General features: G+C 68.4%; 16 protein-coding genes. 11 read left to right on the plus strand and 5 right to left on the minus strand.

What is annotated here, in order from left to right:
- Window positions 1–12: 12 nt before the first annotated feature.
- Entirely contained in the window at window positions 13–7410 is a 7398-nt protein-coding gene (locus tag ACAM42_RS23150; protein WP_369629542.1) for an Ig-like domain-containing protein, read from the minus strand.
- A 621-nt stretch (window positions 7411–8031) separates the two neighbouring features.
- Between ACAM42_RS23150 and ACAM42_RS23155 the strand changes: the two genes are divergently transcribed.
- The 4 genes from ACAM42_RS23155 (at window position 8032) to ACAM42_RS23170 (ending at window position 12757) form a co-directional block, all read left to right on the plus strand.
- Entirely contained in the window at window positions 8032–8859 is an 828-nt protein-coding gene (locus tag ACAM42_RS23155; RefSeq protein WP_369629543.1) for a helix-turn-helix domain-containing protein, read from the plus strand.
- Between the two features lie 15 nt (window positions 8860–8874).
- A complete protein-coding gene (locus ACAM42_RS23160) occupies window positions 8875–11187 on the plus strand; it encodes a sensor histidine kinase (protein ID WP_369629544.1) in 2313 nt (770 codons plus the stop codon).
- 128 nt (window positions 11188–11315) lie between these two features.
- Window positions 11316–11903, plus strand: a complete 588-nt coding sequence (locus ACAM42_RS23165; RefSeq protein ID WP_062474958.1) for a PadR family transcriptional regulator — start codon at window positions 11316–11318, stop codon at window positions 11901–11903.
- A gap of 11 nt (window positions 11904–11914) precedes the next feature.
- On the plus strand, window positions 11915–12757 hold the full coding sequence (locus tag ACAM42_RS23170; protein ID WP_369629545.1) for a siderophore-interacting protein: 843 nt from the start codon (window positions 11915–11917) through the stop codon (window positions 12755–12757).
- Window positions 12758–12800: 43 nt separating this feature from the next.
- On the opposite strand, the gene corA is transcribed toward ACAM42_RS23170, so the two are convergent.
- The 3 genes from corA to ACAM42_RS23185 form a co-directional block, all read right to left on the minus strand.
- Window positions 12801–13784: a magnesium/cobalt transporter CorA gene (corA, locus tag ACAM42_RS23175; RefSeq protein WP_159276025.1), complete on the minus strand. Its 984-nt coding sequence runs from the start codon at window positions 13782–13784 to the stop codon at window positions 12801–12803.
- A 33-nt stretch (window positions 13785–13817) separates the two neighbouring features.
- Entirely contained in the window at window positions 13818–14447 is a 630-nt protein-coding gene (locus tag ACAM42_RS23180; protein WP_095746135.1) for a hypothetical protein, read from the minus strand.
- A gap of 72 nt (window positions 14448–14519) precedes the next feature.
- Window positions 14520–14777, minus strand: coding sequence for a polysaccharide deacetylase (locus ACAM42_RS23185; protein ID WP_369629546.1), 258 nt, complete (start codon window positions 14775–14777; stop codon window positions 14520–14522).
- Window positions 14778–15057: 280 nt separating this feature from the next.
- Between ACAM42_RS23185 and ACAM42_RS23190 the strand changes: the two genes are divergently transcribed.
- The 4 genes from ACAM42_RS23190 to ACAM42_RS23205 all read left to right on the plus strand — a co-directional run bounded on the left by ACAM42_RS23190 (window position 15058) and on the right by ACAM42_RS23205 (window position 19604).
- On the plus strand, window positions 15058–15237 hold the full coding sequence (locus tag ACAM42_RS23190) for a hypothetical protein (RefSeq protein WP_354344846.1): 180 nt from the start codon (window positions 15058–15060) through the stop codon (window positions 15235–15237).
- Window positions 15238–15329: 92 nt separating this feature from the next.
- On the plus strand, window positions 15330–17927 hold the full coding sequence (gene mutS, locus ACAM42_RS23195; RefSeq protein WP_369629547.1) for a DNA mismatch repair protein MutS: 2598 nt from the start codon (window positions 15330–15332) through the stop codon (window positions 17925–17927).
- Window positions 17928–17955: 28 nt separating this feature from the next.
- Window positions 17956–18795, plus strand: coding sequence for a proteasome-type protease (locus tag ACAM42_RS23200; RefSeq protein ID WP_062474940.1), 840 nt, complete (start codon window positions 17956–17958; stop codon window positions 18793–18795).
- Window positions 18796–18797: 2 nt separating this feature from the next.
- On the plus strand, window positions 18798–19604 hold the full coding sequence (locus tag ACAM42_RS23205; protein WP_174250240.1) for an alpha/beta fold hydrolase: 807 nt from the start codon (window positions 18798–18800) through the stop codon (window positions 19602–19604).
- 7 nt (window positions 19605–19611) lie between these two features.
- Here the strand turns inward: ACAM42_RS23205 and ACAM42_RS23210 are convergent, their stop codons facing one another.
- Window positions 19612–20124 carry an MOSC domain-containing protein gene (locus tag ACAM42_RS23210; RefSeq protein WP_369629548.1) on the minus strand — a complete coding sequence of 171 codons (513 nt, stop codon included), beginning with the start codon at window positions 20122–20124 and terminating at the stop codon, window positions 19612–19614.
- A gap of 114 nt (window positions 20125–20238) precedes the next feature.
- Between ACAM42_RS23210 and ACAM42_RS23215 the strand changes: the two genes are divergently transcribed.
- The 3 genes from ACAM42_RS23215 to ACAM42_RS23225 all read left to right on the plus strand — a co-directional run bounded on the left by ACAM42_RS23215 (window position 20239) and on the right by ACAM42_RS23225 (window position 22810).
- Entirely contained in the window at window positions 20239–21537 is a 1299-nt protein-coding gene (locus ACAM42_RS23215) for an RNA polymerase sigma factor (protein ID WP_369629549.1), read from the plus strand.
- The gene (locus tag ACAM42_RS23220; protein ID WP_070062632.1) at window positions 21519–21899 is read left to right on the plus strand and encodes a YciI family protein; all 381 of its coding nucleotides are present in this window, start codon (window positions 21519–21521) and stop codon (window positions 21897–21899) included. The genes ACAM42_RS23215 and ACAM42_RS23220 overlap by 19 nt, the downstream gene beginning before the upstream one ends.
- 98 nt (window positions 21900–21997) lie before the next feature.
- Window positions 21998–22810, plus strand: a complete 813-nt coding sequence (locus ACAM42_RS23225) for an SDR family NAD(P)-dependent oxidoreductase (protein WP_369629550.1) — start codon at window positions 21998–22000, stop codon at window positions 22808–22810.
- Window positions 22811–22840 lie beyond the last annotated feature (30 nt).

Below are 22840 nucleotides of genomic sequence, written 5' to 3' on the forward strand. Positions count from 1 at the left end.
CACGCCGGTCGGTCAGTGGTGAAGCGCGAGGCCCATGTGGAGCTCGTCGTCGAGCGAAGGCGCCACGGGCGGTGCGTAGGCCGCGAGCGAATCGGCCGACGACGCCAGCGACAGCACCGTGGGAGACGCCTGCGTGCCACCGAAGGCCGGTGGGAACGCGGCCTGCAGCAGCGCATGCAGCGACTCGGCAGCGCCGAAGCCCTGCAGCATGTCGGACAGCTGCAGCCCGCCCCACGCCGGGCTGTCGCCGAAGGGGAAATGCGGCGCATCGTGCGGTTGCTGTTGCTCGATCGACACCGTGACTTCATCGACGCCGGCCAGGCCCAGTGAGTCGGCCGAGCTGAAGAGCGCTGCCGCCCCCGCTGCAGGCGTGTAGTTGACGTGCAGCGTCTGCGTGGCCACGTTGCTCGCATCGCCGTCGCGGTCGACCACCTGGTAGCTGAGGGTCTCGTCGTAGTTGTGCGAGGTGGTGGTGCGCGGTGCCACCTGGTAGCTGAACTCGCCCGTGTCGAAGTCCACCACCAGCTTGCCGCCCTTGTCGGTGGCAATGGTGACCTGGTGCGTCGCCTGGTTGTAGCTGTAGTCGCTGCTGGTGGCCGGGCCAGTCTTCGTCATCAGGCCCGTGACGCTGTCGAAGGCGTAGGTGGTGCCGTCGATGGTCAGCGTGGACACATGGCCACCGTCGGCACCGAAGCCCGACGAACCGCCGAGGCCGCCGGTCAGCAGGTTGCTGACCGTGGGCGGCACGCTGATCGTGCCTTGCAGCATGTCGTTCAGCTGGCTCGTGTCGGTGACGATCTTGCCGTTGGTGTTCGTGCCGGTGTTGCCGTTGTAGGCGATGGGGTCGATGATGCCCTGCGCCGCGGGCAAGAGGTCGGACCCGAGACCCAGTGCGAACGAGTTGATCTTGTTATTGGTGAGGAAGGTCTTCCAGATCGCTTCTTCCGCCGCCTGGATGCCGAAGTCGGCCGTGTTGCTGCCGTTGCTGTTGTTCCCGAGCTGGCCGGTGTTGCCGTCCCCCCGGGTCGGCTCGCCGTCCGTGAGGAAGTAGGACACGTTTTGCGCGCCCTGCAGCTTGCCATTGGCCTCGAAGCCGGTCATCGCCGTAGCCAGGGCGGCGTCGTAGTTGGTGCTGCCCCCGTCCTGCAGGCTCTGCACCAGCGTCTTGGCTTGGGCCGCCGTCATCCAGGCCTGTTGTGCCTGCCCGGTCGTGCTGAAGGTGACGAGTTGCACCCGCACATCGCCATACAGGTCGTAGCCGTCGATCAGGTTCTTGATGGCCTCCTTCGCACGCGAGAGCCGCGTCGGGTTCTCCTCGCCCATGCTTCCGGAGAGGTCCAGGATCACCATCAGGTTCGTGTTGATCGGTGCCACGTCGACGGACTGCTCGCCGTTCACGAGCACCGGCGCATCGTCCTTGACCGGCACGTTGAAGCCCACCGGCGCGCCGCTGAGCTGGCCATCGCTCACCACGGCCTCGAAGTGCAGGTTCGACACGCCCTCGCCGTTGCCCGCCGGGTGGTCGATCGGCGCCTTCAGCGTGACGGTGTAGCCCGCCTCGAACTGCCCCGCGCCCGTGGCGGTGACATTGCCCACGGCCACGGTCATCACCTGGGTGGTGACACCGCCGACGGTGACGCTGCCCGTGAGCGTGTGCGTGCCCGCGTCCCAGGTCCACGACACCGGCTGGCCGCCGGAGGTGACACCGGCCGGGCCGCTGAGCGACACCGACAGGTCGCCCGCCAGGCTGTCGGGGTCTGCGATGGAGATCTTGCCGGTCGATTGCACCGTCGGCTCGCCCGCCGCCGGGATGCCGCCGGGCAGGCTGCCTTCGGAGACGATGCCGGCGTCGGTCGCCGTGGCCGTCGGCGGGTCGTTCACCGGGTTGACGGTCACGGTCACCGTGCTGGTGGTCGTGCCGCCGTGGCCGTCGCTCACCGTGACGGTGAAGCTGTCGGTGCCGTTGAAGTTGGCGTTGGGAACGTAGGTGTAGGTGCCGTTGGGGTTCACCGTCACCGTGCCGTTCGACGGGTTGCTGCCCTTCACGTAGGTGAGCGTGTCGCCGTCGACGTCGCTGCCGACGATCTGGCCGCTGACCGGCGTGTCTTCGTCCGTGGTCTTGGTGTCGTCGGGAGCCTCTGGAGCCTCGTTGACGTTCTGCTCGTTGAGCGTGACGGGGATGTTCGTCGTGACGGTGCCGTCGCTCGCACCGACCACCAGGGCGTGCGCGTTGGCGCCTGCTTCGTAGTCGTTGACGAAGGCTGCAGCGCCTGCCGGGGTGAGGCTGATCGCGCCCGTGGCCGGATCGATGGCGAAGTAGCCAGCGTCGTTGCCCGAGAGGATGCTGTAGGTGACGGTTGCGCTGTCGATGTCGGTGGCGCGAACCGTGCCCAGCACGGTGCCCGCAGTGCGGTTCTCGTCGTAGCCGAAAACGTAGCCGGTGGCACTTTCCACCGGCGTGCCGCCGCCGTCGACGAACACCGGGGCGTCGTTGACGGGGTTGATGGTCACGTTCACCGTGCTGGTGGTCGTTCCACCGTGACCGTCGCTCACCGTCACCGTGAAGCTGTCGGTGCCGTTGAAGTTCGCGCCAGGGACGTAGGTGTACGTGCCATCGGGATTGACCGTGACCGTGCCGTGCGCCGGATCGCTGCCCTTGGCGTACGTCAGCGCGTCGCCGTCGACGTCGCTGCCGACCACTTGACCGCTGACGGGCGTGTCTTCGTCCGTCGTCGTCGTGTAGTTGGGCACCGTCGGTGCGTCGTTGATGTTCTGCTCGTTGAGCGTGACGGGGATGGTGGTGGTGGCCGTGCCATCGGTCGCACCGATCACCAGCGCGTGCGCGTTGGCGCCTGCCTCGTAGTCGTTGACGAAGGCCGCAGCGCCTGCCGGCGTGAGGCTGATCGCGCCGGTGAGCGGATCGATGGCGAAGTAGCCCTGGTCGTTGCCCGAGAGGATGCTGTAGGTGACGTTCGCGCTGTCGATGTCGGTGGCTTGGACTGTGCCGAGCACGGTGCCTGCGGGGCGGTTCTCGTCGTAGCCGAAGACGTAGCCGGTGGCCGTGTCGACCGGCGTGCCGCCGCCGTCGACGAACACGGGGGCGTCGTTGACGGGGTCGATGGTCACGGTGACGGTGCTGGTGGTCGTGCCGCCATGGCCGTCGCTCACGGTGACGGTGAACGTGTCGGTGCCGTTGAAGTTGGCGCCGGGGACGTAGGTGTACGTGCCATCGGCGTTGACCGTGACGGTGCCATGTGCCGGGTCGCTGCCCTTCGTGTAGGTCAACGTATCGCCATCGACGTCGCTGCCAACGACCTGGCCGCTGACCGGCGTGTCTTCGTTCGTGGTCTCGGTGTAGTTGGGCACCGTCGGTGCATCGTTGACCGGGTTGATGGTCACGTTCACCGTGCTGGTGGTCGTGCCGCCGTGGCCATCGCTCACCGTGACGGTGAACGTGTCGGTGCCGTTGAAGTTGGCATTCGGGGTGTAGGTATAGGTGCCGTCCGCGTTGACCGTCACCGTGCCGTTCGCGGGGTCGCTGCCCTTCACATAAGTCAGCGTGTCGCCATCCACGTCGCTGCCGGTCACTTGTCCGCTGACGGGCGTGTCTTCGTTCGTCGTCTCGGTGTAGTTGGGCACCGTCGGTGCATCGTTGACCGGATTGATGGTCACGTTCACTGTGCTGGTGGTGGTGCCGCCGTGGCCGTCGCTCACCGTCACGGTGAAGCTGTCGGTTCCGTTGAAGTTGGCACCCGGGGTGTAGGTGTATGTGCCATCCGCGTTGACCGTCACCGTGCCGTGCGCGGGGTCGCTGCCCTTCGTGTAGGTCAGCGTGTCGCCATCGACGTCGCTGCCGACGACCTGGCCGCTGACGGGGGTGTCTTCGTTCGTGGTCTCGACGTAGTTGGGCACCGTCGGTGCATCGTTGACCGGGTTGACGGTCACGTTCACCGTGCTGGTGGTCGTACCACCGTGACCGTCGCTGACCGTCACCGTGAAGCTGTCGGTGCCGTTGAAGTTGGCGCCAGGGACGTAGGTGTACGTGCCATCGGCATTGACCGTGACGGTGCCGTGCGCCGGGTCACTTCCCTTCACGTACGTCAGTGCGTCGCCATCGACGTCGCTGCCGACGACCTGGCCGCTGACCGGCGTGTCTTCGTTCGTGGTCTGGTTGTAGTTAGGCGCCGTCGGTGCGTCGTTGACCGGGTTGATGGTCACGTTCACGGTGCTGGTGGTCGTGCCGCCGTGGCCATCGCTCACCGTGACGGTGAAGCTGTCCGTACCGTGGAAGTTCGCGCCGGGTGTGTAGGTGTACGTGCCATCGGCGTTGACTGTGACCGTGCCGTGCGCCGGGTCGCTGCCCTTGGTGTAGGTCAGCGTGTCGCCATCGACGTCGCTGCCGACAACCTGGCCGTTGACGGGCGTGTCTTCGTTCGTGGTCTCGGTGTAGTTGGGGACTGTCGGTGCATCGTTGACCGGATCGATCGTGACCGTGATGGTGCTGGTCGTCGTGCCGCCATGGCCATCGCTCACCGTGACGGTGAACGTGTCGGTGCCGTTGAAGTTGGCATTCGGGGTGTAGGTATAGGTGCCGTCCGCGTTGACCGTCACCGTGCCGTTCGCGGGGTCGCTACCCTTCACGTACGTCAGTGCATCGCCGTCGACGTCGCTGCCGACGACCCGGCCGCCGACCGGCGTGTCTTCGTTCGTGGTCTGGTTGTAGTTGGGCGCCGTCGGTGCGTCGTTAACCGGATTGATGGTCACGTTCACCGTGCTGGTGGTCGTTCCACCGTGACCGTCGCTCACCGTGACGGTGAAGCTGTCCGTGCCATTGAAGTTCGTACCCGGGGTGTAGGTGTACGTGCCATCAGCGTTGACCGTGACCGTGCCGTGCGCTGGATCGCTGCCCTTGGTGTACGTCAACGTGTCGCCATCGACATCGCTGCCAACGACCTGGCCGCTCACGGGCGTGTCTTCATCCGTCGTCTTGGTGTAGTCAGGCACCGTCGGTGCATCGTTCACCGGGTCGACCGTCACGGTCACCGTGCTCGTCGTCGTACCGCCGTGACCATCGCTCACCGTTACCGTGAAGCTGTCCGTCCCATGGAAGTCCGGGTTCGGCGTGTAGGTGTATGTGCCATCCGGATTGACCGTGACAGAGCCGTTCGAAGGATTGCTGCCCTTCGTGTAGGTCAATGCGTCACCGTCGACGTCGCTGCCGATGACCTTGCCGTTGACGGGCGTGTCCTCGTTCGTGGTCTGGTTGTAGTTGGGCGCCGTGGGGGCATCGTTGACCGGATCGACGGTGACCGTGATGGTGCTGGTCGTCGTACCGCCGTGGCCGTCGCTCACCGTGACAGTGAACGTATCGGTGCCGTTGAAGTTCGGGTTCGGCGTGTAGGTGTAGGTGCCGTCGGGGTTGACGACCACCGAGCCATTCGAGGGATTGCTGCCCTTCGTGTAGGTCAGCGCATCGCCGTCCACGTCAGCGCCCGTCACCTTGCCGCTAACCGGGGTATCTTCGCTCGTGGTCTTGGTGTAGTTCGGTGCCGTCGGGTCATCGTTCGCCGGATCGACCGTCACCGTAATGGTGCTGGTCTTCGTGCCACCGTGGCCATCGCTCACCGTCACCGTGAAGCTGTCGGTGCCGTTGAAGTTCGCCCCGGGGGTGTAGGTGTAGGTGCCATCCGCGTTGACCGTGACCGTGCCATGCGCCGGGTCGCTGCCCTTGGTGTAGGTCAAAGTGTCGCCGTCGACGTCGCTGCCGACCACTTGCCCGCTGACGGGTGTGTCTTCGTTCGTGGTCTTGGTGTAGTCGGGCACCGTCGGTTCATCGTTCACCGGATCGACGGTGACCGTCACGGTGCTGGTGGTCGTGCCACCCTGGCCGTCGCTCACGATGACGGTGAAGCTGTCCGTACCGTGGAAGTTGGCTCCCGGGGTATAGGTGTAGGTGCCGTCCGCGTTGACCGTGACGGTGCCATGTGTAGGGTCGCTGCCCTTCACGTAAGTGAGCGTGTCGCCGTCCACGTCACTGCCAACAACCTCGCCGCTGACCGGCGAGTCTTCGCTCGTAGTCTTGGTGTAGTTCGGTGCCGTCGGGTCATCGTTCACCGGATCGACATTCACCGTAATAGTGCTGGTCGTCGTGCCACCGTGACCGTCGCTCACCGTCACCGTGAAGCTGTCGGTGCCGTTGAAGTTCGGGTTCGGCGTGTACGTGTAGGTGCCATCCGGATTGACCGTGACCGTGCCGTTCGCCGGGTCGCTGCCCTTCACGTACGTGAGCGTGTCGCCATCGACGTCGCTGCCAACCACTTGCCCGCTGATGGGCGTGTCTTCGTCCGTGGTCTGGTTGTAGTTGGGCACCGTCGGTGCGTCATTCACTGGATCGACCGTCACCGTCACCGTGCTCGTCGTCGTCCCGCCATGGCCGTCGCTCACCGTCACGGTGAAGCTGTCGGTGCCATTGAAATTGGGGTTCGGCGTGTAGACATACGTGCCGTCCGGGTTGACCGTCACCGTGCCGTGCGCCGGGTCGCTGCCCTTCGTGTAGGTCAGCGTGTCGCCGCTGTCGATGTCGCTGCCGGTCACGCGGCCGCTCACGGGCGTGTCTTCGGCCGTGGTCTCGGTGTAGTCGGGCGCGGTGGGCGCATCGTTCACGGGCGAGACGGTCACGGGCACCGTGACGGTGGTGGTGCCGCCCTTGCCGTCGCTGACGGTCACTTCGAAGCTGTCGGGCCCTTCATAGCCGGGCTTGGGGGTGTAGACGAACTGGCCCGTGGTCGGATCGACGGTGACGGTGCCGTGCTCGGGGCCCTTGGCGACGGTGTAGTTCAGCGTGTCACGGTCCGGGTCGGTGGCCTGCACTTGTCCGCTAACGGGCTTGTCCTGATCGGTGACGACAGGGTCGGCCTTGCCTTCGGGGCCACGGTTCTGCGCGGGAAGCAACGGCGGGATGAAGGCCGGGCCACCACCGCCGCCGCCACCACCGCCGCCGCCACCACCACCGCTCGCGGCGGCACCGACGCCCAGCACGCCGAGCGCGCCCAGCAACCAGCCCGGCACGCCGTCGGGCAGCAAGGCGCCGCCGGCGTCGTTCCATTCGATCTCGGTGAAGTGAAAGTCTTTCCAGGGCGCGGTGTACTGGCCCCACCACTGCACGCCGGCGCCGTCTTCGAGCACGAGGTCGTTGCGGCCGGCGTCGGGGTACTCGGCGAAGAAGCCGCGCACGGCGACTTCCTGGCCGTCGCGCAGCACGAGCACGAGGTCGTCGCCGCGGCGCTCGAACTTGAGCACGCTCTCGGGCGCGATCTTCAGCGTGACGATCGACGGGCGATCCAGAACCAGAGGGGCTTCCGCCGTCGCTTTGCGGGATGACGCGCCACCAGACTTGTAAACAGCTTCCATGATTGGTCTTTCTCCTTGACTCCGGACCTCGGGCCAGCCCTCGCTTTCAGCGAACAGCCCGGGTCGCACGTTGGGAAATCTCGAAGGCCGAGGGTGGCTCTCGAGGACTCGCCGGCGCGACCCGGTGCGCGGGTCACGCAGGCTTGCGCTTGCATGGGGCGGGATTCTTGGTTCGGGGGGGTGTCCGGACTTTTGCCGGAGAGGCCGTGGCGTTTGCCGTGGCGTACAACTGTTCACAAACGTGTGTGAATGTCGAATACTTCACACGATTGGCGAAAGAAAATCAGCAATTCGCAAGTTGGGAAAGCGAGCGCTGGCGGTCTTTTGGCTTACGGGCTTTTGCCGGAGCGTCCAATTCTTTTGATGGACGGAATCGGCCCGGCTATTTCCTGCAATACCGGACGGGCCCTGTCCAGCCCCCCGTTTTCCCTCTGACAGACCCCCTCGCCGCGGCACCTTTTTTAAGGCCTCGGGCGGCAATGGCGGGCGGATCGATCAGGAATGAAGACCGGTCATTGGATGAATTTGCATTTCTTGTGACAATGATTACCAAATTAATTCCTTGGTTACATTGTTTCGGCCACAGGGCGTTCCAACGCGGTGCCGGCGCCCCCTCTTTCCATGTCCTATTGGTCACCTCCGGAGCCCCGGAGAGCTCATCTTCTGGTTGTCGACGACAACGTTGACGAACTCAAGCTTTTGCTGGAAACGCTGCGGGGCACCGGCTACCGCATCACGCTTGCCTTCGACGCGATGGAGGGTTACCGGCGGGCGACGACGCTGCAGATGGACCTGGTGCTGCTGGACGTGCGCCTGGGCGGCACCGACGGGTTCGCCGCCTGCCGCCTGCTGAAGGCCGACCCGGCCACGGCGGACATTCCGGTGATCTTCGTGACCTCGTCGGCCAGCCTGGAAGAGCGCCTGACGGGCCTGCGGGCCGGCGCGGTCGACTACATCGTGAAGCCCTTCGACCCGGCCGAGGTGATGGCCCGCGTCGAGATTCACCTGGCGCTGGCGGAATCCCGCAGGGCGCGCACCGCCCCTGCCACGCAGGCGGCGCCCCCGCCCGACAGCCCCGCCGCGAACGACGGCGGCGCGCCGGGCTCTGGCATGGACCGCGCGCTCATGCAGGCGGCGGAGCGACTCATCCTGGCCGACCTGAGCCGCGTGCTGCCGCTGCGCGAGCTGGCGGCGCGCGTGGGCACGCACGAAAAGCGCCTGTCGCGCGTGTTCAAGGAGCTGACGAATCGCACGGTGTTCGAGTTCGTGCGCGAGGCGCGGCTGCACGAGGCGCAGCGCCTGCTGCTCGAATCGGCCATGCGCATCGAAGAGATCGCCGCGGCGGTGGGGTTCTCGAGCGCCGCGAATTTCGCGACGGCGTTTCGCGAGTACTTCGACTGCACGCCCTCGGCCTGTCGCCAGGCCGGTGTCGAACGTTCCGGCACCTGACGCGCGATGCATCCGGTGCGCACACGCCCCTGGTGGGCAAGCGGCTTGCTGCTCGGCCTGGCCTTGTGGTTGTGGGGCTTCGCGGCCAGCGCGGCGGAGGCCGTCAGGTTCAGCGCGCTGAACCGGGGCAATGTCTCCGTCGAACAGACCGTCGAAGTGCTGGAAGACCCCACGGCCCGCCTGTCGGCGCGCGAGGTGCTCGCCTTGCCCAGCGGCGGTGCGAACGGGTTCGTGCCCGCCACGCCCGACCAGCTGATGCGCGGGTTCTCGACCTCGGCGGTCTGGCTGCGCCTGTCGCTGGTCAACGATGCGCAGGAGGTGCGCACGGCGCGGTTCGGGCTCAACGTGACGTGGCTGCGGCATGTCGACTTTCATCTGCTGCGCACGCGCAATGGCCAACCCGCATGGACGCACGCACAGGCCGGCGTGTCCGACCCGATGGACGCCACGCACCGCCACGACCGCATTCCGCAGCTGCAGATCGACCTGCAGCCGGGCGAGTCGGTGCAGGTGCTGGTGCGCGTGATGAGCACGGGCCAGATCAAGCTGGTGCTGGAGCTGCACACCGACGAGGCGTGGCATCACATCGAACGCAACCATGCGCTGCTCAGCGGCCTGCTGATCGGCGGGCTGCTGGCCTTCGCGGTGTATTCGGCCGCGCTGTGGTGGATTTCGCGCGCGCCGATGCTCGCGTTCCAGGCCGGGAGCTTTGCGCTGCTTGCGCTGTACGAGGCCACCTACCGGGGCTATGCGCGCATTGCGCTGTGGCCCGACAGCACCGTCTGGAGCTACCGCGGCCACAGCGTGATGGTGGCGGCGACGGCGCTGTGCCTGCTGCTGTACTTTCACGAGCGCGGCCGCCAGAGCCCGGTGCGCGTGCCCGGGCGCCCGCTGCTGTTCGTGCTGGCCGGCGTCGAGATCGTCGTGCTGCTGGGCACTTTGTTCGGCCCCTACGCGACCTTCGCGGCCATCGGCATCGTGAACGCGCCACTGATCGTGCTCGCGCTGACGGTCTGCACCCTCATCTACCAGCGGCGCGCCGGGCCGGGCGGGCGGCTGTCGCTGCTGGTGATGCTCGTGATCTGCGTGGGCGCGCTGATGCGCATGTCGGCGCTGATGTTCGCGGAGCGTTCGATGTCCGACTTCGACCACTATGCGCTGGCGTTCCCGGGCATGCTGGTGGGCGCGTTCGCGATCACGGCCTGGTCGTTCCAGGAAACGCGCCAGCGCAATGCGGCGCAGCAGACGCTGCTGGCGTGGCAGGCCCAGGAGCAGCAGCGGCTCGAAGAAGAAGTGGTGCGCAAGACCCGCGCCCTGAGCGAAGCGCTGGGCCAGGCCGAGCAGCGCACGCGCGAACAGAAAGAACTGCTGGCCTACATCAGCCACGACCTGCGCGCGCCGGTGGCCACCATCCTGGGCAACCTGAAGCTGATGCAGGACGGCAGCGACACGCCCGCGCCCGCGCGGCTCGCCACCATCGAGCGCAGCGCGGCCTACCAGCTGGAGCTGATCGATGACCTGGTCGACTACGCCAAGGGCGAGCTGGCGCCGCTGGCCGTCGAGGCGCAGCCGGTGCAGCTGCGCACGCTGGTCGACAACGTCGCGCAGTACGCGCACGCGCTCGCGCAGCGCCAGCACAACAGCTTCGAACTCACGATCGACGGCGAGCTGCCGGCCCTGGTCCGCCTGGACGGCAAGCGGCTGCAGCAGGTGGTGCTGAACCTGCTGTCGAACGCGGCCAGGTTCACGCGCAACGGCGCCATCGGGCTGCGCTTGCAGGCACAGCCGAGCGACGGCGCGTGGCAGTTGCACTTCGAAGTGACCGACAGCGGCACGGGCATCGACGCCGACACGCTCGAGCGCATGACGCGCCTGCTGGCCGACAACGCGCCCAGCATGGCGGGCGGCGGGCTCGGGCTGGTGATTGCGCAGCGCATCGTGCAGCGGATGGGCGGGCGGCTCGCCATTCACAGCGGCATGGGCGCGGGGACGCGGGTGGTGTTCTCGCTGTCGACCGAGCCGGCGCCTTCGTCGGACGCGCCTGCACCGCCGCCATCGGAACCCATCGCCGCGCCGCGCCCGCGTGCCAGGCCCCGGGCGCGCGGCCGGCTGCTGCCGGTGCTGACGCCGCTGTCGCCGGCGCAGAAGGACGAGCTCGAAGTGCTGGCCCGCGACGGCCGCTGGAGCGACCTGCACGAGTGGGTGAACCGGCTGGCCACGGAGGCGCACAGCCAGCCGATGGTGCTGACGCTTCGCCAGGCGCTGGACCGGCTGGACTTCGAGCAGATCCGGTTGATTGCGCGCGCGGCGCCTTTGCGTCCGCTGTAGCCCGCTCTCGCCCGGAGGGGCCCACAGCCAGAACCCATGCGACCGGCAGGGTCGCCCGATGGGTGGGCTTTCGCTTTCTATTTCGATATATCTAGAATAGTCTCGACCCACTCAAGAAAGCCATCCCCATGCGCCACCTTCACCACGCTCCGCACCACCATCACCACCGCCACGCCCCGCGCGGCGAACACGAAGACGGCCTGGCCGGCGGCGGCCGCGGGATGCGCGGCGGGCGCGGCGGCGGCGCGGGCCGGGTGTTCGGCCACGGCGGGCTGCGCTTCGTGCTGCTGCAGCTCATTGCCGACAAGCCTTCGCACGGCTACGAGCTCATCAAGGCCATCGAAGACCGCCTGGGCGGCACCTACGCGCCGAGCCCCGGCGTGGTCTACCCCACGCTCACGCTGCTGGAAGAGCTGGGTTACCTGAGCGTGGAAACCGCCGACGTCGGCGGTCGCAAGCGCTACAGCATCACGCCGAGCGGACAGGAGTTCCTGGCCGCCAACCGCGAGACGGCCGACGCCATGATGGCCCGCATGGCGGGCGGCGTGGACGGCGCCGGCCCGCGCGCCGGACGGCCCCCGCAAGTCACCCGGGCCATCGAGAACCTCAAGCTCGCGATGCGCCTGCGCCTCGGCGGCGCCCCCCTCACCGAACAACAAGCCCACGAATTCGCCGCGGTGCTCGACAGCGCCGCACAACAGCTCGAACGCATTTGAACCAACCTGAAATGACCGACTTCACCACCACTGCTTCCTCTGCCAACACGCCCGACCGCACGCCCCGCCGCGTGCGCCACGAACTGCGCTTTCGCCAGCTCACGGTGAAAACCGTGCAGCGCGTGACGCCGCACCTGATCCGCATCACGCTGACCGGCGACGCGCTCGAAGGCTTCACCAGCCCCGGCTTCGACGACCACGCGAAGCTGTTCTTTCCCGATGCCGCCACCGGCCAGCTCAGGCTGCCGACCGCCGGCCCCGACGGCCCCGTGTGGCCCGAAGGCGGCCGTCCCGCCATGCGCGACTACACGCCGCGCTGCCACGACGCACAGGCCAACACGCTCGAGATCGACTTCGCACTGCACGACGCCGGCCCTGCCACGCAGTGGGCCGAGCAGGCCAAGCCCGGCGACATCGTCGGCGTGGGCGGCCCGCGCGGCTCGTTCATCGTGCCGACCGAATTCGACTGGCACCTGCTGATCGGCGACGACACCGCCCTGCCCGCCATCTCGCGCCGCCTGGCCGAACTGCCGGCCGGCGCGCGCGTGGTGGTGCTGGCGGAAGTCGACAGCAAGGCCGACGAGATTCCCTTCGAGACGCAGGCCGAGCTCACGCTGCGCTGGGTGCACCGCGAAGGCGCCGCACCGGGACTGAGCCCCGTGCTGGTCGACACGCTGAAAACCATGGCGCTGCCGGACGGCGACTTCCACGCCTGGGTGGGTTGCGAATCGGCGATCGCGAAGGCGCTGCGCGCGCACCTCGTGGGCGAGCGCGGCGCGAACCCGAAGTGGGTTCGCGCGTCGGGTTACTGGCGTCGCGGTGCCGTGGCGACGCACGACACGCACGACGAATAAGGAAGGCGCGATTCAGTCGCGAAGCCCGTGGCCGGGCTTCGCGCTAGAGCCAGCCGACGCGCTTGAACCGGTAGTAGAGGTACCCGCAAGTGCTGACGATCAACCCCAGCGCCATCGCGTACCCATAGCGGAATTTCAGCTCCGGCATGTGCTCGAAGTTCATGCCCCAGATGCCCGCAAACGCGGTGCACACCGCGAAGATGCTGGCCCAGGCGGCGAGCCGCTTGGTCACTTCGCTCTCCTCGATGGTGACCATCGAGAGGTTCACCTGCACCGCCGTGGCGATGGTGTCGCGCACCGCGTCGATCGAGCCGTTGATGCGCACCAGGTGGTCGCCCACGTCGCGGAAATACTCCTGCGTGCCCACGCAGATCTGCGGCACGCGTCCCCCGTGCAGCTTGCCCGCCGCCTCCACCAACGGCGCCACCGCGCGCTTGAGGATGAGACTGCGGCGCTTCAGGTCGTACAGCTGCTTGATCTTGTCGCGCGCCGCGCCGCCCTGGGCAAAGATCTGCTGCTCGATGGATTCGAGTTCCACTTCGAGCGCGTCGATCACCGGGAAGTAGCGGTCGACCACCGCGTCCATCAGCGCATAGAGCACGAAGCCCGCGCCATTGCGCAGCAGGTCGGGCTCGCGCTCGCAGCGCTCGCGCACGCCCAGGAAGCCCTGCTGGCTGCGGTTGCGCACCGACAGCACGTAGTTGCGGCCGACGAACACGTTGACCTCGCCCACGTTCACACTGTGCTCGCCTTCGGCTTCGGCCGAAGGCTCGACCAGGTGCATCACGACGAACAGCGAGTCGCCGTACTCCTCCACCTTGGGGCGCTGGTGGCCATGCTGGGCGTCTTCGACGGCCAGCGGGTGCAGGTCGAACTCGTCCTGCATCTGGGCCAGCTCTTCGGGCGTGGCGTCGCTCAGCGCCACCCAGACGAAACAGCCGGCGCGGGAGATGTAGTCGCTGATGTCCTCGACGGGAATGTCGGCGAGCTTGGCGCCGTTTTCATAGGCCACGCAGTTGATCAGCATCGGAGCACTTCCATCGTCGAACTTGAAGGGAGGTCAGGCCGCCGCATCGGTCGGTGCGGTCGCGGCCAGGCGGGCCGTGTCGGCCAGCGAGGCCTCGATGGCCTGCGTCTCGCGCGCGAGCAGGGCCAGCCCCTGGTCGGCGAACGCGCGGTGGCTGGCCACGTCGGCCCACAGGCTCGCCGCAGCTTCGGCACACGTCAGCGACGTGAAGCGGATGCGGCCCTTGGCCAGCGCGACGAAGCGCTGCTCGCGCAGCGGATCGGCCCGGTCCCAGGCGCCGCCGATGAGCACGCGCTTGCCGCGCTTGATGCGGGGCTCGCGCTCGGCGAAGAAAGGCAGCTTGGCGCCGAACCAGCCCGGCAGGCCGGTGTTCAGCGCGGTGTCGAACGCCGAGGGGGCGGCGTGCGCCTTGGCAAACTCGCGCAGCGTGCCGAGCTGGTAGAGCGCCGGGTCCTTGGCGCCGCCCGTGCCCTCGACAGGCCGGATGACGGACGGGCCGCTGTTGCCCGTGCCCGGTCGCCCCTCGGGCCGTTTCGACTTGCGCAGGTCCGCCAGTTGGGCTGGCGACATGCACAGATACAGCGCCGCGAGGTCAGCGGGCAGGGTGGCGGTGTCCGGGAGCGCGTCCGCTGCAGGGCCTTTGATTTCATCCGACGGGGCCATGGGCGCCTTTGTTCTTCACGCGGGGTTTGCGCCGAGGGATTTTAGGAGGGCAGTACAGGCCGCCCGGCCGCGTCAGTGCTCGGGGCCGCCCTGCCCCTGCCCCTGCCCCTGCCCCTGCCCCTGCGGCTCGGGCGCTGGGGCCGGCAGCCATTGCAGTTCGTCCGGCAGGTACGGCCGCGACCAGCTCATGCCGTCCAGCCGCACGCGCAGCGTGAGCCCCCGCACGGTGGTCACGGTGCCGGGCTGCCCGTGCACCAGCACCCTGGCGCCCTTGCGGGCAGGCACATGAAATCGTTTCCGGATGTCCTCGTAGCTCACTGGGGTCTCCATGGAGAAAAAAGGTCGCGTGCGCCCGCGTAGTCATGCGCATGCGCATGGCTACGCACGGGGGAGCTGTCTGGATTCAAGGACGGCCAAAAAAGCGCGTGCGGCGGGGCGCCGCGCCTGGAACAGGCCGCGTGGTGGATCTGCGCCGGATCCCCACAAAGTTCACGGTCATCGGGACCGGCATGGTGCCACGCGAGGCGAAGACCTCCGGCGCTTCTCGACAATGCCGACCCGAGCCAGAAGCACACGACCGCCCGGCGACCCCTCTCAGGAAGAGCAGACCATGAAGACCGACACCGCCATCCGCCACGTCACCCCGCCGGGCACCAACCTCTTTCTGGAACTGGGTTTTGCGCCAGCCAAGGCCCGCCGCCTGCAGGCCGCATCGCACAAGCAGATCGACGACACGCGGGTCGCAATGCGCAACCGCATCGGCAAGCCGGTCACACCGACCGTCGGCTGATCCCCGTCCGCCCGTCCCCGATAATCGCCCGAGTGAAAACGACGACTGCCCACCCCGCCCCCTCCTCCAGCGACTTCTCCGGGCACACGCCCATGATGGCGCAATACCTGGGCCTCAAAGCCGACCATCCGGACACCCTGCTGTTCTACCGGATGGGCGATTTCTACGAACTGTTCTGGGCCGACGCCGAAAAGGCATCGCGCCTGCTCGACATCACGCTCACCCAGCGCGGCCAGTCGGCGGGGCAGCCGGTGCTGATGTGCGGCGTGCCCTTCCACTCGGTCGACACCTACCTCGCACGGCTCATCAAGCTGGGTGAATCGGTCGCCATCTGCGAGCAGGTGGGCGAGGTCGGCGCCAGCAAGGGGCCGGTCGAACGCAAGGTGGTGCGGGTGGTCACGCCCGGCACGCTGACCGACTCGGAACTGCTCAACGACAAGAGCGATTCGCTGCTGCTCGCCGTGCATGCGGGCACGCGCAATTTCTGCGGCCTGGCCTGGCTCAGCGTGACAGGCGCAGAACTGCGGCTGGCCGAGTGCCCGGCCGACGCGCTCGAAGCCTGGATCGCGCGCATCGCACCGAGCGAGCTGCTGTACAGCGCCGAGGTCACGCCCGCCTTCGAGCAGCGCCTGAAGGCCGCGCGCGCGGCCGTGCCGTTCACGCTGTCGCTGCGTCCGGCCTGGCAGTTCGATCCCGGCCTGGGCGAGCGCAAGCTCAGCGAGCAGATGGGCAGCCACAGCCTCGCGGCCTGGAACGCCGAATCGCTGGGCAACGCGCACGCCGCCGCCGCCGCGCTGCTGGGCTATGCCGAGCACACGCAGGGCCGCGCGCTGTCGCACGTGCAGCGGCTGTCGGTGGAGCGCGACGGCGACCTGATCGAGCTGCCGCCCACCACGCGCCGCAACCTGGAGCTGGTGCAGACGCTGCGCGGCGAAGACTCGCCCACGATGTTCTCGCTGCTCGACACCTGCATGACGGGCATGGGCAGCCGCCTGCTCAAGCGCTGGCTGCTCTCGCCGCGCCGCGACCGCAGCGAAGCCCAGGGCCGGCTCGACGCCATCGGTGCGCTGCAGTCTCCCGGGCCCGGCGCCACCGCCGCGCCCTGGCGCACGCTGCGCGAGCAGCTGAAGAACACGAGCGACGTGGAACGCATCGCGGCGCGCATCGCGCTGCGCCAGGTGCGCCCGCGCGAACTGGTGGCGCTGCAGCTCGCGCTGGCGAAGGCCGAGCAACTGGCGCCGCTGCTGCCGGGCGCCGCCGCGCTGCTGGCGCAGATCACCGAACGCCTGGCGCCGCCGCCGGGCTGCGCCGACCTGCTGGTGCGCGCGATCAAGCCCGATCCGTCGGCGCTGGTGCGCGACGGCGGCGTGATCGCCACCGGCCACGACGCCGAGCTCGACGAGCTGCGCGAGATCAGCGAGAACTGCGACGACTTCCTGCTCAAGCTCGAGATCAGCGAGCGCGAGCGCACCGGCATCAGCAACCTGCGCGTGCAGTTCAACCGCGTGCACGGCTTCTACATCGAGGTGACGCAAAGCGCACTCTCGAAGGTGCCCGACAACTACCGCCGCCGCCAGACGCTGAAGAACGCCGAGCGCTTCATCACGCCCGAGCTGAAGGCCTTCGAAGACAAGGCACTGAGCGCGCAAGACCGTGCGCTGGCGCGCGAGAAGTGGCTGTACGAGCAGCTGCTCGACGCCCTGCAGCCCTCGGTGCCCGCGCTCACGCAGCTGGCCGGCGGCATCGCTGCGCTCGACGCGCTGTGCGCGCTGGCCGAGCGCTCGCACACGCTGAACTGGCGCGCGCCGACCTTCGTGTCGCACCCGTGCATCGAGATCCAGCAGGGCCGCCACCCGGTGGTGGAGGCGCGGCTGGCCGAGAAATCGTCGGGCGGCTTCATCGCCAACGACACGCAGATGGGGCCGCAGCAGCGCATGCAGATCATCACCGGCCCGAACATGGGCGGTAAGTCGACCTACATGCGGCAGGTGGCGATCGTGGTGCTGCTGGCCTCCATCGGCTCGCACGTGCCGGCCACGGCCTGCCGGCTCGGGCCGATCGACGCGATTCACACGCGCATCGGCGCGGCCGACGACCTGGCCAATGCGCAGTCGACCTTCATGCTCGAGATGACCGAGGCCGCGCAGATCCTGCACAGCGCCACGGCGCAGTCGCTGGTGCTGATGGACGAGATCGGCCGCGGCACCAGCACCTTCGACGGCCTGGCGCTGGCGGCCGGCATCGCGGCGCAGCTGCACGACCGCAGCAAGGCCTTCACGCTGTTCGCCACGCACTACTTCGAGCTCACCGAGTTCCCGGCCACGCACCACGGCGCCGTGAACATGCACGTGAGCGCGACCGAGTCGGGCCGCGACATCGTGTTCCTGCACGAGATGCAGCCGGGCCCGGCCAGCAAGAGCTACGGCATCCAGGTGGCGCGCCTCGCGGGCATGCCCGCGGCGGTGGTCAACCACGCGCGGCAGGCGCTCGATGCGCTCGAATCGCAGCATGCGCAAACGCGTGCCCAGGTCGACCTGTTTGCGCCCCCGCCCGCCGCCGAAACCCCCATGGCCAGCGCCGTAGAATCCGCGCTGGCTGCCCTCGACCCGGACACCATGAGCCCGCGCGAAGCCCTCGACGCGCTCTATGCCCTCCAGAAACTGAACGCACGTGAACGCAGTACCGCATGAGCGGGCCCAGTTCCTGCAAGGCGAACCCATGACTTATTGCGTAGGCATCAAACTCAACGCCGGCCTGGTGTTTCTCTCCGACTCGCGCACGAACGCGGGGGTCGACCACATCAGCACCTTCCGCAAGATGATCGTCTACGAGCAGCCGGGCGACCGCGTCATGGTGCTGCTGTCGTCGGGCAACCTGAGCATCTCGCAGTCGGTGCGCGAAATCCTGCAGATCGAAGAGCTGCGCGAAACGCGCGAAGACGGCACGCAGGGCGAACCCATCACCATCTGGAACGCCAAGAGCATGTTCGACGCCGCGCGCGTGCTGGGCTCGGCCGTGCGCCACGTGTACGACCGCGACGCCGAAGCGCTCAAGCATGCGGGGCTCGATTTCAACGTGTCGTTCATCTTCGGCGGGCAGGTCAAGGGCGAAGGCATGCGCCTGTTCCTGGTCTACGCCGCGGGCAACTTCATCGAAGCGACCACCGAGACGCCCTACTTCCAGGTCGGCGAGTCGAAGTACGGCAAGCCCGTGCTCGACCGCGTGCTCACGCCCGAGACGCCGCTGGACGAAGCCGCCAAGTGCGCGCTGGTGTCGATGGACTCGACCATGAAGTCGAACCTGTCGGTGGGCCTGCCGCTGGACCTCGTGGTGTACGAGGCCAACAAGCTCGAGACCGACCGCGTGATCTGCATCGACGCCGACAACCCCTACTACCGCATGATGCACAACAGCTGGGGCCAGAAGCTGCGCGAGGTGTTCGACAGCATCGAAGACCCGGTGTGGGACGACAGCGCCACCGAACACCCGCTGCGGATGCCGGCCACGCGCCACAGCCCGCTGCGAAAAATCTCGACCCCCGACGAAAAGCTCATCTGAATCTGTCCGTGCCTCCTGTCATCTTTTCGCACGGCAACAGCTTTCCGGCGAGCACCTACCGCGTCGTTCTCGACAGCCTTCGCAACCGGGGCTTCGAGGTCGACGCCATCGAGAAATTCGGGCACGACCCGAAGTACCCCGTCACCGACAACTGGCCGCACCTGGTGCAGCAGCTGGCCGACTTCGCCAAGCTGCGCGCCGACCGCGCGGGCGGCCCGGTGTTCCTCATCGGCCATTCGCTGGGCGGCTTCCTGAGCCTGATGTGCGCGGCGCGCCATCCCGAGCTGGCGCGCGGCGTGCTGCTGATCGACTCGCCGATCCTCGGCGGCTGGCGCGCGAACACGCTCAACGTGGTCAAGCGCACGCCGCTCATGAAAAGCATTTCGCCCGGCGCCACCAGCCGCAAGCGCCGCAACAGCTGGGAGCATCGCGAGGCGGTGTTCGAGCACTTCCGCAGCAAGAAGGCGTTCGCGAAGTGGGACGAGCAGGTGCTGCACGACTACATCGACCACGGCACCTTCGACAGCGAAGACACGCGCTCGCTGAGCTTCGACCGCGACGTGGAAACCGCCATCTACAACACGCTGCCCCACACGCTGGGCGGGCTGCTGCGCCGCCATCCGATCAAGTGCAAGGTGGCCTTCATCGGCGGACGCCAGTCGGTCGAGATGAAGCAGGTGGGCATGGCCATGACCGAACAGGTCACCAAGGGCCGCATCACGATGCTCGACGGGAGCCACCTGTTCCCGATGGAGAAGCCGCTGGCCACGGCGGCGGCCATCGAGGCCTCGTTGCGCAACCTGATGTAGGTGGTGTTCAGGCGGTGCGGCAGGCGACCGCGTCGCCGACGCGCAGCACACCGCCACGCAGCACCCGCGCCGTCACGCCGCCATGCCCGCGCATGGCGTTGTAGCCACCGGGGCCGAGCAGTTCTTCCATGCGCGAGCAAGGCTCGCAGGGCCCGGTGATCTCGAGCAGCACCTCGGGCCCGAGCGCCAGCACCAGCGGCTGGTCGCGAAACAGCGAGCGCGCCGCCAGCAGGTTAAGGCCCGACACCACGAGGTTGCGGCGCAGCAGCCCTGCGTCGACACCCGCCACACGCTGCGCGAGCGCCGCGACAACCGGCAGGTGCTCCGCCTGGATCAGCGTGACCTGCCGCTTGCCACCGCCGCGCCCGGCACTGCTGCGGTCACCGGCCAGGCCCAGCCCTTCGATGGCCTGCACCTCCTCCACCGATTGAACTGGCGCGCGCCGCGCGGGGCGCAGCAGGATGGCATCGAGCCGGCCGGGGTGCGGGAACTGCCGGGTCAGGGCGTGGAGGTCGGACATGCGCCGCATTGTCCACGCGGACTTTTTTTTGCGCACCGCTGTCGGCCCGCCGCATACTGGCGCGTCCTTGGGGTTGAACCGACCTTCTTCGAAGCGACACGCACCGCGCCGACGATGACCACCACCGAGCTGAGCTGGATCGCCACCATGCTGACCGCCGCGCGCCCGCGCGCGGTGGCGGCGCTGCTGCGCTACTTCCGCGACCTGGACACGGCCGAGGAAGGCTTCCAGGAAGCCAGCCTGCGCGCGCTGCGGCACTGGCCCGAGCACGGGCCGCCCGACGATCCGCTGGCATGGCTGATCCTCGTGGGGCGCAACGCGGCGCTCGACGAGCTGCGGCGGCGTGACCGGCACGATCCGCTGCCCGAAGCCGATGACGGCGACGCGGACATGGCCCTCGACCCCGACCTCGCCGAACAGCTCGACCAGTCGCACTACCGCGACGACGTGCTGCGCCTGCTCTTCGTCTGCTGCCACCCCGCGCTGCCGCTCGCGCAGCAGATCGCACTCGCGCTGCGCATCGTCTCGGGGCTGTCGGTGTCGGAGATCGCGCGCGCCTTCCTGGTCGGCGAGCGCGCGATGGAGCAGCGCATCACGCGCGCCAAGCAGCGCGTGGCCGCGGCCGGCCTGCCCTTCGATGCGCCCGGCGCGCGCGAACGCGGCGAGCGGCTGGCGGCCGTGGGCGCGGTGGTCTACCTGCTGTTCAACGAAGGCTACGCGGCCAGCGGCGGCACGGCCCATGTGCGCGTGGCGCTGTGCGAAGAGGCGATCCGCCTCGCGCGCCTGCTGTGCGACCTGTTCCCCGACGAGCCCGAGACCACCGGCCTGTGCGCCCTGCTGCTGTTGCAGCACGCGCGCGCCGATGCGCGGCTGGACGCCGGCGGCATGGTCGTGCTGCTTGAAGACCAGGACCGCACGCGCTGGCACCGCGCGGCGATCGACGAAGGCCTGGCCCTGCTCGACACCGCGCTGCGCCAGCGCCGCATCGGGCCGTACCAGCTGCAGGCGGCCATCGCGGCCACGCACGCGCGGGCCGCGCGCGCCGCCGACACCGACTGGGCCGAGATCGACCGGCTCTACGCCGGGCTCGAAAAGCGGCAGCCTTCTCCGGTGGTCACGCTCAACCGCGCGGTGGCCGTGGCCAAGGTGCGCGGGCCCGGGGCGGCGCTGGCGATGGTCGACGGGCTGGCGGAGCCGCTGTCGGCGTACTTCCACTTCCACGGCCTGCGCGGCGGGCTGCTGATGCAGCTGGGCCGCGCCGACGAAGCGCGCCGCGCCTTTGCCGACGCGCTCGCACTGGCGCGCACCGCCGCCGAGGCCGCGCACATCCGTCTGCTGCTGGACCGTCTCGGTGCGGGCGCCTCTTCCGACTCCCTTCAAGCAAAGGACGAACGATGCTCTATTCCATCCTGATCTACGGTTCCGAAGCTGCGGCGGCCGGCTGGGCGCCCGAGGTCGAAGACGAGATGCTCGAGCGCCACACCGACCTGCGCGACGAGCTGCAGGCCGCCGGCCGGCTCGGCACCGTGCTGCGCCTGATGCCCGACACCGCCACCACCGTGCGGCACGCCGGCGCCGCGCATCCGCTGGTGACCGACGGGCCGTTCGCCGAGACGAAGGAGCAGCTGATGGGCATCTACATCGTCGAGTGCGAGTCGCTCGAAGACGCGCGGCATGCGGCGCGGCGGCTGGACTTCGAGGGCGGCGTGTTCGAGATCCGCCCGGTGACCTGGTACGACCCGGGCGTGATCGCGCCGCGCATTCCGCAGGTCTGAAAAAACCCCACTGCGCTGTCGGATCAGCAGGGCCTGCGCCGTCCTTGGAACGAGCGCCCGCATGTCGCGGGCGCCAAACACTCCAAGGAGAAACGTCCATGCCCTCGAATGTCCCCTCTTTGCAAGACCGCGGCGCCGTGATCCACGGCGGCAGCGGTGCCCTCGGCGGCGCCGTCGCCCGCGCCTTTGCACGCGAAGGCGCCCGCGTGTTCATCACCGGCCGCAACCGCGACAAGCTCGACGCGGTCGTGCGAGACATCACCCAAGCCGGCGGCCATGCGCAGGCCGCGGTGGTCGACGCGCTGGACGAAGCCGCGATGCTGCGCCACGCAGCCGAGGTCGCCGAGCAGGCCGGCGGCATCGACCTCGCGTTCAACGCGGTCGGCGTCTTCCATGTGCAGGGCCGGCCGCTGGCCGAGCTGTCGCTGGAGGACTTCTTCCTCCCCATCCACGCCTACACGCGCGCCAACTTCCTCACCGCCAAGGCCGTGGCACCGCACATGGCGGCGCGCGGCGGCGGCGTGATCCTGTCGGTGTCGACGCCCGCCTCGCGCCTACCCGGCCCCGGGTACCTCGGACATGCCGTGGCCTGCGCCGGCGTGGAGGGGCTCGCCCGCCACATGGCGGGCGAGCTGGCGGTCTTTCGCATCCGCACGGCCTGCATCCGCTCGCACGCGATTCCCGAGGCGGTGGCCGCGGGCTCGCACAGCGGCGAGGTGTTTCGCCCGGCGGCCGAGCGCATGGGCCTCACGGTCGAACAGATGCTGGCCGCGCGGCCCGAGGGGCTGCTGGTCGAACGCCTGCCCTCGCTGGACCAGCTCGCGGGCACGGCAGTGTTCCTGGCCTCGCCGCAGGCCGGGGCCATGACCGGGGCAATAGTCAACCTGAGCGGAGGGGTCATCCTCGATTAGGGTTGTGGTCGCCTTGAATTAACATCAAGA

The sequence above is a fragment of the Variovorax sp. V35 genome (genome assembly GCF_041154465.1).
GTDB classification, from domain to species: domain Bacteria; phylum Pseudomonadota; class Gammaproteobacteria; order Burkholderiales; family Burkholderiaceae_C; genus Variovorax; species Variovorax boronicumulans.